The sequence below is a fragment of the Psychrobacter sp. AOP31-B2-9 genome (genome assembly GCF_052378005.1).
Lineage (GTDB): Bacteria > Pseudomonadota > Gammaproteobacteria > Pseudomonadales > Moraxellaceae > Psychrobacter.
The window spans coordinates 14,919-29,930 of the sequence record NZ_JBQSXG010000031.1 but is presented as its reverse complement, the minus strand read 5'-3'; the positions used below and the strand labels follow the sequence as shown (position 1 = coordinate 29,930).

Here is a 15,012-nt window from a genome sequence, read left to right as displayed (position 1 = left end):
TTATAAAAGATCTATAATAGACCTCTTGCAAAAGTAGTTGTAAGACACAAAGTATATTATTGAACTCTACTTACTTAATAGATATGCCAAACATAGATAAGCTACTCAAACAAAGTAACGCTGGTTTTAAACGCTACACTGGCATTCATAAAGCCACCTTTTATGACATGCTTGAGGCCATGCAAAAGCATGAAGCATCTAAGACCAAATCAGGTAGACCAAGTGTGCTCAGTCTTAAGGAGCAGATACTACTCGCCCTGACTTATTGGCGTGAATACCGCACGCTTTATCATATCAGTATGGACTTTGGTATTCATGAGTCTTCTGCTAGCCGTATCATTCGTAAAGTAGAAGACACACTGATTGACTCTGGCAAGTTTGAATTGCCTAAAAAGCTGCCTAGTCGTGTCGATGAGGACATCAATTGGTCAGTCGTCATTGTCGATGCTACCGAAACCCCTATTGAGCGTCCAAAAAAAACCAAAGAGACTACTACAGCGGTAAGAAAAAACAACACACCTTAAAAGCGCAGGTTATCGTTCATTGGCAAACTGGTTTGATACTTGATGTGCAAACCTGTAAAGGGTCAATCCACGATTTTAAGCTGTATAAAGATACTTGTCCTGATTGGTTACCTGAGAATACTAACTATCTAGCAGACAGTGGTTATCAAGGGTTAGCAAAGCTACATAACCAAACTTTCACACCATTTAAGAAACCTCGTGGTGGTCAGTTATTGGAGATATGCAAACAGGCCAATCACTATCTGGCAAGGTTCCGTATTGTGGTTGAGCACAAAATAGGCTTAATCAAGTTGTTTAAAATCGTGGCTCATAAATATCGCAACCGTCGTCAGCGCTATGATCTTAGAATGAAGCTGTTTGCTGGTATCATTAATTCCGAGCTTAAACTATGACTTTTGCAAGAGGTCTATTCAATGCCAAGTTTTGTTCATACCGTACCTTTATGTACAGCCGTCCTGCTCTCACTTAGTATCAGTGCTTGTAAGCCTACAAGCACTGCCGTCAGTAATAGTGACACAGAAAACTGGTCATGCCAGTCTCAAGATGCGCCGTTTTCTTACAGTGCTTGTCGCATTACAGCGGAAGCATTGAGCGATGGACGTTACGCATTAAAGCTGTTTTGGCAGCAGTCTGAGAGTGATGAGCCACTGCTGACTTTCGATAACTTATTATCGACTTTACCAGACAATCAAACACTGAGCTTTGCCACCAATGCAGGTATGTATAATAAAGACTATGCGCCGATTGGCTATACCACTATTGAAGGCAAAGAAGTTCGCGCGTTGAACCTCAATGAAGGTGGCGGTAATTTTCATTTACTGCCCAATGGGGTCATGTGGTGGGATAAGTCTGGGAAGGTACAAATCACGGAAAGCAACGCCTTAGATGAGCTGCTTAAAAATGGTGAAGCACAGCCATGGTATGCCACCCAATCTGGCCCAATGCTGGTTATCAATAACGAGATACATCCACAATTCAAACCTGACAGCACCTCACTCAAGATTCGTAATGGTGCAGGCGTTTGTAGTGATGGCAGTATACAGTTTGTGAATAGCGATGAGCCTGTCAGCTTTTATGAGTTTGCTGAACTGTTTAAAGACGATTTAAGCTGCCCAAATGCGCTGTTTTTAGATGGTGGTATTGCGTCGGCATTATACGCACCCAGTATTGATAAACATGATAAAAAAGAGATGGGCGTTATGATTGGCGTGGTAGAGACTGGTATTGAATAAATGCTTTTAGCTTATTTCGATACTGACTTATGATGCCAAATGCTTTTCATGCGCCAATCGTATTTCTGCAGCAAGTTTTAGCCATTCGTGATTCAAAAATCTTTTATAAAATTGTGCTTGAAGCTTTATTTTGAAACGATAGAATCGACTGGCATTAAACTGCTGCAAGTGATGATTTATATCATTGATAAAACAGTCTTCATTAAATCCCGACCAAACAGTAGGTATTGGCATAAGAAGATTACCAATACAAATAGGGGCAACTTCAAAATAGAGCATATACTCTAACGCTATAATATCAACGTGTGCCACTCGCCTAGCGATAAACTCATAAGATATCTCAGTGTCTAAAAATAGATCTGATAATGCGACCCACACGGCTTCTTGATTATTTAACCTACCCATAATTAGGGCGTGTTGAGCATTCAAATATTAGGACTGCTGATCGCTAAAATTGCACCAAACTAGGCGCAAGTCGACGATAATGTCGAGACCTTGGCTAGGATTGCAACAACGTTTGGGGTGATTTTAGCCTCAGCCTTGAGAACGGCTCCAGCAAAGCACTGCTTTGCCCGTTTGCAAGGCGAGAGCTATGCTCGAGTGGAGGGCAGTACTCTTTTTTGCCAATACATGGCGAAATTGTTTAACCTAGAATGACTAGGTATCAAAAATTTCACTGCATATTGTCTAAAAAATAGTCACTGCCAGCACCACATTTGAATGTTCAACACGCCCTAACCTTATAGCGTCTTTCAGCTCTGGTCTTAACGAGCCAAATAACCCGTCATTTCTTCCACGCCATGCAATGTCATAGGGTACATTTTATTGTCCATTAATTTTTTTATCTCAACGATGGTCTGCGTATATTGCCAGTAAGCAGGATTTTCTGGATTCAGCCAAGCCACTTTATCAAAATGAGCCAATACCCGTGTCAGCCATACAATACCTGCCTCATCATTCATATATTCCACACTGCCACCCACTGTCATGAGCTCATATGGCGACATGGATGCATCACCGACGAATATCACGCGATACTCCCGCCCATATTTATTTAGCAGCTCATACGTTGACATCGGCGCGCTATGACGGCGATTGTTGTCTTTCCACACATAGTCATACAGACAGTTATGGAAATAGAAAAACTCTAAAGTTTTGAATTCATTTTTTGCTGCAGAAAACAATTTCTCAAGCGCCTCAACATGGATATCCATACTGCCGCCCACATCAAACAGCATCAGCACTTTGACACGATTACGGCGCTCAGCCTGCATGTGAATATCGAGCACGCCTTTTTTTGCCGTGCGTCTGATGGTCTCATGAATATCAAGCTCATCAGCACTACCAGTACGGGCAAACTGACGCAGATTACGCAGTGCCATCTGTAGCTGACGGGTTCCTAATTGATTGTCATCATCTAGATTACGATATTTACGCTGCTCCCAGACTTTGGCCGCGCTGCGCTTACGTGACTCACCACCGACCCGAACGCCTTCTGGATGATCGCCATAAGCACCAAACGGTGAAGTGCCGCCAGTACCGACCCATTTACTACCGCCTTGATGGCGCTCTTTTTGTTCTTTAAGCCGCTCCTCCAGTGCTTTCATCAGCTCTTCGAGCGAGCCATATTTTTTTAGCAGTCGCCGCTGCTCTTCGGTCAGGTTTTTTGGGTCAAGCTTTAAGTCGAGCCACTCTTTCGGCACGTCCGTCAGCTTAGCCAATAGCTCGTCCATATCTAAACTATCGACACCCTCAAAATAATCTGCCATGGCGCGATCGAATTTATCAAAATGGCGCTCGTCTTTGACCATGCACAGCCGAATGAGCCGATACATGTCTTCGCGACTGGCAAAGGTAGTCAGCGATGAGTCTTCAGGATGCGGCTGCATCATCAGTCCTTTATCTAACGCCGCATTGAGGTCGAGCAGCTCGCGTGTACTGACTGGCACGCCGTAAGTACGCAAAGTGTAGAATAGTTTTATGAACATAAGAGTCGCATCACTTATTGGCTGATATGGTTATGATTTTGGCATTGGCACTCATGTTTATCATGGCTAATTTTTATCATAGCTACAACGCCCATACTCACGTTTAACGACGCATCATATTGGCAAAGCGCTGCAATAGGCTCACATCGGCTTCGTTTTTCAGTAACGCACCATACAACGGAGGAATTGACTTTTCACCGCGCAAGTTTTCTTCCAACTCGTTTTGTGCCATGTCATCAGCCAATAATAGCGTTAACCAATCGACCAATTCAGACGTTGATGGACGCTTTTTAAGTCCTTGAATATTACGCAGCTTATAAAAGATATCGAGCGCATCATTGACCAGTTTTTCTTGAATATCAGGGAAATGTACCTCGATGATTTGACGCATGGTTTGCTCTTCAGGAAAGTCAATATAATGAAAAAAGCAACGACGCAAAAACGCATCCGGCAACTCTTTTTCATTGTTCGACGTGATAATGACCACTGGGCGCTGCTCAGCCGTAATGGTCTCACCCGTCTCATACACATAAAAAGACATCTTATCTAGCTCATGCAGCAAGTCATTTGGGAACTCAATATCGGCTTTATCGATCTCATCAATCAATAACACCGTACGCTCTGTACTGGTAAAGGCATCCCATAGTTTGCCAGGCTTGATATAGTTGGCAATGTCATAAACCTTGTCATCACCCAATTGTGAATCACGCAGGCGCGATACCGCATCATATTCATATAGCCCTTGCTCGGCCTTAGTCGTCGATTTGACATGCCAAGTGATGAGCGGCATACCCAAACTCTCTGCTACTTCTTCGGCTAGTAGCGTCTTACCTGTACCTGGCTCACCTTTAATAAGCAGAGGTTTTTGCAAGGTCATCGCTGCATTGACCGCTAGCTGTAAATCATCAGTCGCAATATAATTGCTGGTTCCAGTAAAGCTTTTGTGAGTTTTATCAGTCATGCTCATAATCGAATCTCAGTTATTGTTATTCATTCAGGCTGTCAGAAGCCATCAAGTCATTAAAGGCAATTAGTGGAAAATAAACAATCATTTAGATTAGCACAGCCACACGTATTGCCAAAATACTCATGCGTTCGCAATTGCTAAACAACCCGATACAAAAACACGCTCCCATAAAAAAAGACACGCAAGGTGTCTTTTTTTATGGGATATTTTATTACGTTAACGCTTTAAATGTTTTTAATAGGCTTATTATTAACAACCATTTTATAACTTGTCTGACTTTTCTATTTTAGGTTTTTTAGTTAAGCTGCTGTCTTTTTTGAAACCAAAATCTGTTTCAGTATCAGAGGCCAAAGGCGTTTTAGGAGATTGCTGATCAATATCAGACGATTTTGTCAAATTGGCATTCTCTGGTAAATAACTACCTGTCGTCAGCTGCATCGTCGCTTGCGTATCTTCTGCACTTTTTCTACGGGCTTTTTCTAAGCTCGATTCAAAAGCACCACGGATAAGCTGCCAAATAAAACCAACAAACAATCCCGCCACTAGCACCACCAATATCGGTACCATACCAGCGATCGCGCCAGCAAAGTCTTTCATCATAATGGAATAGACCACATGAATACTAGCAGGTGCTAACACACTAGGGTCGTTCAGAGCCGTACTAGGCGCTAATAAAACAGCGAATAGTACCATCCACGTCATTCCACCCAATGGTTTGGGCAGCATACGAGCGACCAATAACCACAATATCAATACGATGATAACACCACCAAGATAAGCATACATTGGCAAATCTGCAGCTGGGACGTCTTTAACCATCTGCCCCCACCAAATAGCAATCTCGCCGAGAATATCACTGAGTGCTTCCAGTGGTAAAAGATGTACGATATTTTTTAACCAGTCCATGCGCGTTTCACTACCTGCGTTTATAAATCGTGCGTCAAGTTCTCGTGTTTACAGGTAAACAGTCCATACTACCCTACTATAAATAACACTGAACACATCATCAACATGCACACTTGATAGGCTGCTAGTTTATCACGACTTTCTACCAAAATGCATGTGGCCAAATGTTTATCAGACGTTTTATTGATTGCTTTCTAAAAAAAATATTTAAAACCATTAGACTACAAACCTTACAGGGTTAAGGCTTTAGTCGTAAATACTGTCTTGTGCTTCACGTGCCCGTAGCTCTGCTTGGCGGCGCATGACATCTTGAGGTGGCAACTGCACAAAATAGCCTTGTGACTGCAATTTTGCCAATACTTCCTCTTTGTCGACACGAGCCAGCGATGGCCTAGTAGCCAAATCCAGATGCATGACAAACTGGCTACGACCTAATCCTGCACGGAAATCTTTGGGCAATACCCCAAGCCAGTCTTTAATTTCGTCGGTATCATCAGGATAATCGGGACGTGCAATATAAATGTACATATCGTCATGTTTTGGAAATTTATAAATATCGCAATGCATAAAAACAACCTATCGGAAACTATCGCCATAGATTAGCATATTTCGGGTAAATATCAGTAGTCGCTTTGCGTTTTGGTATGGTAAACCATGCTAAAAATTTACGAAATAATTAAAATGATTCAATAATCATAAAACCACTCTATTTATCTATACAAGTATTCATAACTTTCATAGATAAATAGCGATTATGCTTATAAAAAGCCGTTTTTGCTAAAATTATCGATTTTAATGCGGCTAATGACTTGTAAAAACACCATTAACCTTTCATAATAAAGGCGTTTTTCAGGAGAGAGTTTGTCAGCACAATCTCGTATCAAGCCGCATTGGTCATACGACGTATATAATTGCTGCACAACCACCGAAGGCGCATCCACCCTGCCAATCGCTCAGGTAAAAGGACTGAAAAACAAATGTCATTATTTGTTTAGTTGTATGCCATCAAGCGTGCATGACACACAAACATAAGGCATAACAAATCTGGAGAGCGGTAAAAACGGACGACGTTTTACCCACCGAAGGGGAGAAAACACGCTATCATCAGTTATCGGTTTGTATTAAAACTCATAAATGCTGGCTCGTGTTGAAAATCTCAGGTCACAGGACAGATAGGGCTATTACTTAAACCGACGTTCAGCGTCCGTTTGGTTTACAGCTTTCTATTTATTCTCTGTGCCACCCTTTGATGTAATATTTGCATCTTGCAATGTTGCTTCTCACTACTATGATAATGCGCATTAACTTTTATACTGTTATCCAGTATGGACTGATGCACACATAAGGATTTGTTATGACCAATACTCAAGATAGCCACTCTCCGCACACGTCTACCCCTCAACGCACCCCCCTTTATCAGTCGCATGTCGATAGCGACGGCAAACTGGTGGATTTTTCTGGTTGGGAATTGCCCATTCATTATGGTTCACAAATTGAAGAGCATGAAGCCGTTCGTACAGATGCAGGCATGTTTGATGTCTCACATATGGTCGTGGCTGATATCAAAGGCAGCGATGCCAAAGCTTGGCTACAAAAACTACTGGCTAATGATGTCGATAAGTTAAAAATCGTTGGTAAAGCGCTTTATTCTGGCATGCTCAATGAGCAAGGTTGTGTCATCGATGACCTTATCGTGTACCTGATGAATGCAGAAGCTACCGAATACCGTATCGTCTCAAATGCAGCCACACGTGATAAAGACATGGCACAGTTTAATAAAGTCGCTGAAGGGTTTGATATTACCATCACTGAGCGCCCAGAGCTTGCGATGATTGCCGTTCAAGGCCCTAATGCTGTTGACAAACTGGCACAAGCCAAACCTAAATGGGCAGATACTCTAGCAGGGCTCAAGCCTTTCGTCGGTGCGGACTTAACCGATATCGAAGGCACCGATTGGTTCGTTGCGCGTACTGGCTATACAGGTGAAGATGGTGTCGAAGTGATTATGCATGGTGATGATGCGCCAGCGTTCTTTGAGCAATTAAAAGCCAATGGCATTAAACCTGCAGGCCTTGGTGCACGTGATACCTTGCGTATGGAAGCAGGTATGAACCTATACGGTCATGACATGGACGAAACGATCAGCCCCTACGAGTGCAACATGGGTTGGACGCTAGCGTTAAAAGACGATCGTGACTTCGTTGGCCGTACTGCCATGATCAGCAAACGCAAGCAGTCAAAAGACGACAATACCGCCATGAAACAAGTGGGCCTGCTGCTAACGAGTCGCGGTGTATTACGTGAAGGCATGACAGTCACCATCAATCAAGGCACAGCCAACGAGCAAACTGGCATCATTACCAGTGGCACATTCTCCCCTAGCCTCAAAAACTCCATTGCGATTGCCCGTGTTCCTGCCAGCGTATCAGAAGAAGATAACGTTCAAGTTGATCTCCGTGGCAAAGGTAAATTCGTTGATGTACGTGTTCTTAAGTTACCATTTGTCCGTAACGGTAAGCAGCAGTTTGACTCATAGGCTTTATAAATTCTATTATTAGCCTCGATTGGATTTAGCTTCCACTATTTTTGTTAATTAACCTCTATCAATTAGGAGAGAAAACATGAGCAACATTCCAGCAGAACTAAAGTATATCGCTAGCCACGAATGGCTACGCCTAGAAGACGATGGTACGATCACTATCGGTATTACTGACCACGCACAAGACCTATTGGGTGATGTGGTGTTTGTTGAATTACCAGACGTCGGTGACATCATCGCTGTTGATGATGAAATCTCAGTGGTTGAATCAGTAAAAGCAGCCTCTGACGTTTATGCTCCTATTTCAGGTGAAGTCGTTGCGATTAATGAAACGCTAGAAGATGATCCTGAAATCATCAACTCTGACCCATATGGTGAAGGTTGGTTCTTTAGAGTAAAACCTGACAATATCGCTGACTACGAAGCATTAATGACTGCTGATGAGTACGAAAACGAGCTATAAAAACACGCTTATAATCTAACATTAGTATTCAAGCGCATTATCATAAGAGACACATATTATCGCAGATACTGGCATTCGTTGGTATCTGCACGCACCACCTTAATAATCATTGCTAGATTTATAAATTCCAACTGCTAACAAATGTATTCGTATTAATCACTTATCAGACATATTGAAGAAATCCCATCAATCATGACTCAAGTTGATCTCTCAATCCCCAGCACGGATCCTAATATGAACCTCAGTACGAACCTCAGTACCGACAGTCAAAACAGTGTAGCTACGCCTAGTCATACGCCGCAGCTACAAGCGTTTCGTGATGTAGTTGAATCACGCCGTTCAATTCGCCGTTTTACAGACACCCCTATCCCTGATGATGTGCTAGTAGACTGTCTGCGCTTGGCCATACTAGCACCGAACTCTAGCAACTTACAGCCGTGGGAATTCTATGTCATCGATGATGCTGATAATCGCAAACGTGCGGTAAAGAACTGCATGAATCAAAATGCAGCAAAGACATCAGCACGATTAATTGCGGTGGTTGCTCGTACCGACACTTGGAAAAGTCATGCTCAGAAAATCCTACGTGAATACCCTGACAAACCCGTACCAAAAAAAGTCAAAGGCTACTATACCAAAATCGTCACACTGACTTTTTTACGAGGTCCAGCCAACGTGGTATCAGTAGCAAAATGGGGGGCAACTCAAGCAATAAGACGTTTAAAAGGTCCTATCAAGTCTCCCTACTACACGTTTGAAGACACCAAAAACTGGGCAACCAACAACACTGCACTAGCGGCTGAAAATCTAATGCTTGCACTACGAGCACATGGGTTTGACAGCTGTGCGATAGGCGGCTTCGATGAGCCAGCCATGAAACAACTATTAAATCTAGGTGACGATCAACACATCGTTATGATGATTGGTGCTGGTGAGCGTGCTGATGATGGCGTTTACAACACCCAGTTCCGTTTCGATCAAAATCAGTTTGTACACTATGTGTAATACATAAATACGTAGTCTACTAGCTGATTGTTTAATGCCACAGACCGTTATTTTTAGTTAACTCCTTTATTACTCCCTTAACCAAGGACTATCATGACTATTTCTCAAAACCCAACGTTTGATACTTTTCAAGGACTATTCAATGAAGCGGAATTTGTCTACCGCCATTTAGGATCGAATGAGACCAAGCAAGCTGATTTGCTGAGTGCTGTTGGTTATCAGGATATGGCAAGCTTTATCAATGATACCGTGCCTGAGCCAGTACGTTTGCACAAAGCGTTAGACCTACCAGTGGCGATGAGTGAGCATGCCGCCTTAGCTAAATTGCGTACGATGGCAGATGATATCACTGTTAAAAAGAGCTATATCGGTCAAGGGTATTCTCCTGTGCGTATGCCTGCTGTCATTCAGCGTAACGTCCTTGAAAATCCAGGTTGGTACACCGCTTATACCCCTTATCAAGCAGAAATCGCCCAAGGTCGTCTAGAAGCACTGCTTAACTTTCAACAAGTGTGTATTGACCTAACTGGTCTTGAGATGGCTGGTGCGTCATTGCTTGATGAAGCGACTGCAGCGGCTGAAGCGATGGCGATGTCAAAGCGTGTGAGTAAGAGCAAATCCATACAGTTTTTTGTGGATGAGCGTGTCTACCCACAGACTCTAGATGTCATCAATACCCGTGCCAAGTACTTTGGTTGGGAAGTGGTCGTTGGCGATTTTGAAACCGCCACATCAGGCGATTATTTCGGGGCATTATTTCAATACGTTGGGGCCGAAGGTGATGTCAAAGATTTGACGGATGTCATCGCAGCTGTCAAACAAAACAAAACGTACGTCAGTGTCGTCAGCGATATCATGAGTTTGGTATTACTCAAGTCGCCAGCTGATATGGGTGCAGATGTGGCACTTGGTAGCACGCAACGCTTTGGTATTCCAATGGGCTTTGGTGGTCCACATGCCGCTTATTTTGCTTTCTCTGATAAAGCCAAACGCTCAGCGCCTGGCCGTATCATCGGTGTATCAAAAGATTCGCAAGGCAATACAGCACTTCGTATGGCTCTGCAAACTCGTGAGCAGCATATCCGCCGCGAAAAAGCCAACTCAAACATCTGTACGTCACAAGTATTGCTCGCCAACTTAGCGGGTATGTATGCCGTTTATCATGGCCCAACTGGCGTTAAACGTATTGCCACACGTATTCATGCCTTTGCCACTGCCTTTGCCAATATCATCACAAACACGAATGACAGCAACCTAAAAGTCGTGCACGATCAGTTCTTTGATACTGTTGTTATTGATTGCGGTTCAGAAAAGCTTGCAACCCAAATTTTTGAAAATGCGGACAATGTTGGTTATAACTTATGGCGTCTTGGCGATAGCAAGCTTGCCGTTGCCTTTAGTGAAACCAGCGACCAAACAGACTTTAACGTCTTGACACAGCTATTTGTTAGCAAAGCGCATGACTTACCTAAAGCTGCTAGCGTATCGCTTGATAGTGCACACTTACGTACTGATGCTATCTTAACGCATCCGGTATTTAACTCACATCATACCGAGCACGAAATGCTGCGCTACTTAAAATCGCTTGAAGACAAAGATTTGGCGATGAACCGCAGTATGATTTCTTTGGGTAGCTGTACCATGAAACTGAATGCCACCAGTGAAATGCTACCGATTACTTGGCCTGAGTTTGCCAATGTGCATCCTTTTGCACCACGAGATCAAGTCACTGGCTATATCGCCATGATTGATAGCTTACAAGACCAACTCAAAGCCATTACTGGTTTTGATGATGTCTCTATGCAACCAAACTCTGGTGCATCAGGTGAATATGCAGGCCTGCTTGCTATTCGTCGTTATCATGAGTCTTTGGGTGAGACTGGTCGCGATGTTTGCCTCATTCCTCAGTCAGCACACGGTACCAATCCAGCTACCGCTATGATGATGGGCATGCAAGTGGTCGTGGTCAAAACTGACGACAATGGTAACGTAGATATCGATGACCTAACGGCCAAATGTGAAGAACATAGCGCACGCCTAGGTGCTTTGATGATTACGTATCCATCGACTCATGGTGTGTTCGAAGAAGGTATCCGCCATATTTGCGACTTGATTCATAATCATGGTGGTCAGGTTTATATGGATGGCGCTAACATGAATGCGCAAGTTGGCATGATGCAGCCTGCAGACGTTGGTGCTGATGTATTACACATGAACTTGCACAAGACTTTCTGTATCCCTCATGGCGGCGGTGGTCCAGGTATGGGTCCTATCGGCATGAAGGCGCATTTAGCACCATTTATGGCAAACCATGCCCTAAGCCCTGTCCATAATGCACAAAAAGACTGCTCAGCCGTCTCAGCAGCACCTTATGGTTCAGCGAGTATCTTGCCTATCTCATGGATGTACATTGCCATGATGGGACGCGATGGCTTGCTAAAAGCGACTGAAATGGCGCTACTCAATGCCAACTATGTCGCAGCCGAGCTAAAAGATCACTACCCTGTCCTATATACTGGCAAAAACGGCCGCGTCGCTCACGAATGCATCATCGATATTCGCCCATTAAAAGCAGAGACTGGCATCACAGAAAGCGATATCGCTAAACGCTTGATGGATTATGGCTTCCACTCACCAACGATGAGCTTCCCTGTAGCTGGGACATTGATGATTGAGCCGACAGAGTCTGAGTCAAAAGAAGAGCTGGATCGCTTTATCAGTGCGCTACAATCTATCAAAGCTGAGGCTCTAAAAGCCAAAGCCGGAGAAGATGGTTGGACACTAGAAGACAACCCATTAGTCAATGCACCGCATACTGCTGCGATGGTTACTAGCGGTGAATGGAGCTATCCATACAGCCGTGAGACTGCTGCATTCCCATTGCCATATATCCGCGCCAATAAATTCTGGCCAAGCGTGGCTCGTATCGATGATGTGTATGGTGATAAGAATCTAATGTGCTCTTGCCCAAGTATCGAAAACTATATGTAATTGCCGCTTTTGATAAAGTATAGATAGTTTTTATAAAAAACCTCCAAGTCAGTAGCTGATTTGGAGGTTTTATTTTATTGATGCATTATTAAGCAACATTGGTAAATAATGATAGTATTGATCCATATTACGATTCATATTACAAAGTTACTTTCACTATGTTGGAGCAAACATGCCACAAAAAAGCCGCGTCATTCTGATTCACGGTCTGCACCAAACTGCGTTGATTATGCGACCTTTGGCTAAGCGCTTACAAGCGGCAGGGTGTGTAACTCATCAGTATGGCTACCGTAGTATGCGAGATGGTATCAAAACCAATAGCGCACGTCTTAATGCGTGGCTGGAGGAAAACCATCACCCTGACCAACCGATAGATTTGGTCGGTCATAGTTTGGGTGGTCTGATTATTCGTGATTTTGTCGCTCAATATCCAAAATGGCAGATTGGACGCTGTGTGACTCTAGGCACGCCGCATAATGGCAGCATTAGTGGCGATTATATTTGGCGACTCGCTCCTGCGATTGTCGGTAAATCATACGAGCAAGCCTTGGATGGCACGGTTGCGCCTTTACCAAAAGGTATCGAACTTGGTGTCATAGCTGGCAATAAAGCGCAAGGTTTGGGCCAACCTATCCTAGCCTATCACAATCGAAAATTGCGCAAAGCGAACGTAGAGATACTCTCAGAAAAGCTCGCCCATGATGGCACGGTCTATATCTCAGAGACTAAACTTATCAGCGCCACCGATCATATTGTATTGCCTGTCACTCATACGGGCATGTTAGTTAACAAAGCAGTCGCTGAACAGACCATACATTTTTTACAAAATGGACAGTTTAAGCACGAAGTTCATAAACCCTAATCCTGACAAAAACATCATAGCTAGCAGCACTCAGACTTACAACACTCAGACTTACAACACTCAGACTTACAACACTCAGACTTACAACACTCAGACTTACAACACTCAGACTTAAAGCCTTGCCAATTTTTAACCATGAACTCCCATACCCTGCTGTAGCTCATTTTTGTGTTTTGTAATCACTGGAATCAAGGTTTGCACGACCCAATCGTTGCGCCAACCCTGTAAGCCTAAAGGCAACTCTGACAAGTCTTTATCATAGGCGATGACTTCATATAGCTGCGCAAGCCATTTCTTACGCATCAATACATTCGCAGGCACACCAATTGCCGCTGACTGCTCATCTATCGCTTGTTGCACCGCTTTTGACAGAACTTTGTTTTTTGAGCGGTATGGTGGTAATAGACAGTCTGGATGTTGGGCAGGCGGCAGACTCTTTGCCTCTCGAATGACTTTTAGCAGCTCTTCACCATACAATCGCAACATACTACGATGCATCGTTGTTTTGTATGCCAACGCTCGCATACTGTTCGGCTTTTCTGTGACAATCTCACGCACTGCTTGTTTTTTTATGATAAAAGTACGCGGCTGATTGGTCGCACGTGCCAGCTCTTCGCGCCAAGTAGCGATGCCCTGCAGTATCGCCATTTCTTGTGAGTTATAGCGATAATCGGCCATCGTCAAATACATCTCATCATCTTCAACATGCTGCGTATTATACAAATCATGGGCATACAGCTGACAATCCGCCCATACATAATCAAAAATACCTTGCTTTTTTAGCTCGTATTCAAGGTTCAAATACAACGCAGGCAAGAAGCGCACATCATCAATCGCATACTGCTCTTGCTCATCTGATAGCGGACGTTGTAACCAATCAGACTGGCTTTGTTCTTTATCAATATGCATATCTAACTGATCATCCAGCGCTTGCTGATAACCCATCTGCAATTGACCGGTCAAATAAGACAGCGCAATTTGCGTATCAAAAATATTGGTCAATGGCGGGCAGCCAGACAGCAGATAAAAAATACCCAAGTCTTCACCGCACGCATGCCAAATAGCAACATCTACTTTACGTAGTGCTTCCCAAAACTCTGCCAACTGTAGCTGCGGTGCATCCAACAAATAAATATGATCACCAACGTTCAACTGCACCAATGCTAAGCGTGGATAATACGTATCGCGTTTAATAAATTCGGTATCCAATGCCACACGTCCACAAGTGGCTAGAGCCTCAATCACTTCATCCAAACCGCTTTGTTTACGCACCCATGTAATGGCGACCTCATCAGCAATATCTAATAAGGCATCGATATTTGGTTGTGGTGGTATTGTTGCAGGCTCGCTACGGATATTTACGGGTTCGTTTAATAAACCATCAATATTATCAGAAAGGTTTGGATGGACTGAAGCGTTCGAGACGTTGTTTGACACGGGCAGATACCTGCATAAATAAGAGAAAATAAAATACTAAACTGCGTTTTAATAAAATGAAATCAGAAAATAATTACAACAGTACCATAAAATACGAT

13 protein-coding genes, 2 pseudogenes and 2 riboswitches are annotated in these 15,012 nt (G+C 43.5%); of the genes and pseudogenes, 9 read left to right on the top strand and 6 right to left on the bottom strand.

What is annotated here, in order from left to right:
- Positions 1-59: 59 nt before the first annotated feature.
- The 3 genes and pseudogenes from ACT3SX_RS05595 (at position 60) to ACT3SX_RS05585 (ending at position 1,756) form a co-directional block, all read left to right on the top strand.
- Positions 60-524 (top strand): helix-turn-helix domain-containing protein, encoded by a 465-nt coding sequence (locus tag ACT3SX_RS05595; RefSeq protein WP_444518840.1) that lies wholly within the window; start codon positions 60-62, stop codon positions 522-524.
- Between the two features lie 8 nt (positions 525-532).
- Positions 533-916: pseudogene (locus ACT3SX_RS05590) on the top strand (transposase family protein); the annotation flags it as partial.
- Positions 917-937: 21 nt separating this feature from the next.
- Entirely contained in the window at positions 938-1,756 is an 819-nt protein-coding gene (locus ACT3SX_RS05585) for a phosphodiester glycosidase family protein (protein WP_192519092.1), read from the top strand.
- 27 nt (positions 1,757-1,783) lie between these two features.
- Here the strand turns inward: ACT3SX_RS05585 and ACT3SX_RS05580 are convergent, their stop codons facing one another.
- The 5 genes from ACT3SX_RS05580 to ACT3SX_RS05560 all read right to left on the bottom strand — a co-directional run bounded on the left by ACT3SX_RS05580 (position 1,784) and on the right by ACT3SX_RS05560 (position 6,184).
- Positions 1,784-2,161, bottom strand: a complete 378-nt coding sequence (locus ACT3SX_RS05580; RefSeq protein WP_192519091.1) for a DUF7079 family protein — start codon at positions 2,159-2,161, stop codon at positions 1,784-1,786.
- Between the two features lie 359 nt (positions 2,162-2,520).
- Positions 2,521-3,744: a vWA domain-containing protein gene (locus ACT3SX_RS05575; RefSeq protein WP_192992372.1), complete on the bottom strand. Its 1,224-nt coding sequence runs from the start codon at positions 3,742-3,744 to the stop codon at positions 2,521-2,523.
- Positions 3,745-3,847: 103 nt separating this feature from the next.
- Positions 3,848-4,705: an AAA family ATPase gene (locus ACT3SX_RS05570; RefSeq protein WP_192519095.1), complete on the bottom strand. Its 858-nt coding sequence runs from the start codon at positions 4,703-4,705 to the stop codon at positions 3,848-3,850.
- 267 nt (positions 4,706-4,972) lie between these two features.
- Positions 4,973-5,617: a hypothetical protein gene (locus ACT3SX_RS05565; protein ID WP_192519089.1), complete on the bottom strand. Its 645-nt coding sequence runs from the start codon at positions 5,615-5,617 to the stop codon at positions 4,973-4,975.
- Between the two features lie 246 nt (positions 5,618-5,863).
- A complete protein-coding gene (locus tag ACT3SX_RS05560; RefSeq protein WP_192519088.1) occupies positions 5,864-6,184 on the bottom strand; it encodes a YcgL domain-containing protein in 321 nt (106 codons plus the stop codon).
- Between the two features lie 273 nt (positions 6,185-6,457).
- Positions 6,458-6,596: riboswitch (glycine riboswitch) on the top strand.
- A gap of 55 nt (positions 6,597-6,651) precedes the next feature.
- Positions 6,652-6,799: riboswitch (glycine riboswitch) on the top strand.
- 172 nt (positions 6,800-6,971) lie between these two features.
- Between ACT3SX_RS05560 and gcvT the strand changes: the two genes are divergently transcribed.
- The 6 genes and pseudogenes from gcvT to ACT3SX_RS05530 form a co-directional block, all read left to right on the top strand.
- The gene (gcvT, locus tag ACT3SX_RS05555) at positions 6,972-8,153 is read left to right on the top strand and encodes a glycine cleavage system aminomethyltransferase GcvT (RefSeq protein WP_192519087.1); all 1,182 of its coding nucleotides are present in this window, start codon (positions 6,972-6,974) and stop codon (positions 8,151-8,153) included.
- A gap of 85 nt (positions 8,154-8,238) precedes the next feature.
- Positions 8,239-8,619: a glycine cleavage system protein GcvH gene (gcvH, locus tag ACT3SX_RS05550; RefSeq protein ID WP_192519086.1), complete on the top strand. Its 381-nt coding sequence runs from the start codon at positions 8,239-8,241 to the stop codon at positions 8,617-8,619.
- 234 nt (positions 8,620-8,853) lie between these two features.
- Positions 8,854-9,624, top strand: a complete 771-nt coding sequence (locus tag ACT3SX_RS05545; protein ID WP_225739144.1) for a nitroreductase family protein — start codon at positions 8,854-8,856, stop codon at positions 9,622-9,624.
- A 93-nt stretch (positions 9,625-9,717) separates the two neighbouring features.
- On the top strand, positions 9,718-12,615 hold the full coding sequence (gene gcvP / locus ACT3SX_RS05540) for an aminomethyl-transferring glycine dehydrogenase (protein WP_192519084.1): 2,898 nt from the start codon (positions 9,718-9,720) through the stop codon (positions 12,613-12,615).
- Between the two features lie 172 nt (positions 12,616-12,787).
- The gene (locus tag ACT3SX_RS05535) at positions 12,788-13,477 is read left to right on the top strand and encodes an alpha/beta fold hydrolase (RefSeq protein ID WP_192519083.1); all 690 of its coding nucleotides are present in this window, start codon (positions 12,788-12,790) and stop codon (positions 13,475-13,477) included.
- Between the two features lie 39 nt (positions 13,478-13,516).
- Positions 13,517-13,636 (top strand): annotated as a pseudogene (locus ACT3SX_RS05530) (pentapeptide repeat-containing protein); the annotation flags it as partial.
- Here the strand turns inward: ACT3SX_RS05530 and ACT3SX_RS05525 are convergent.
- On the bottom strand, positions 13,607-14,914 hold the full coding sequence (locus tag ACT3SX_RS05525; RefSeq protein ID WP_192519082.1) for a ribonuclease D: 1,308 nt from the start codon (positions 14,912-14,914) through the stop codon (positions 13,607-13,609). The pseudogene ACT3SX_RS05530 and the gene ACT3SX_RS05525 overlap by 30 nt on opposite strands.
- Positions 14,915-15,012 lie beyond the last annotated feature (98 nt).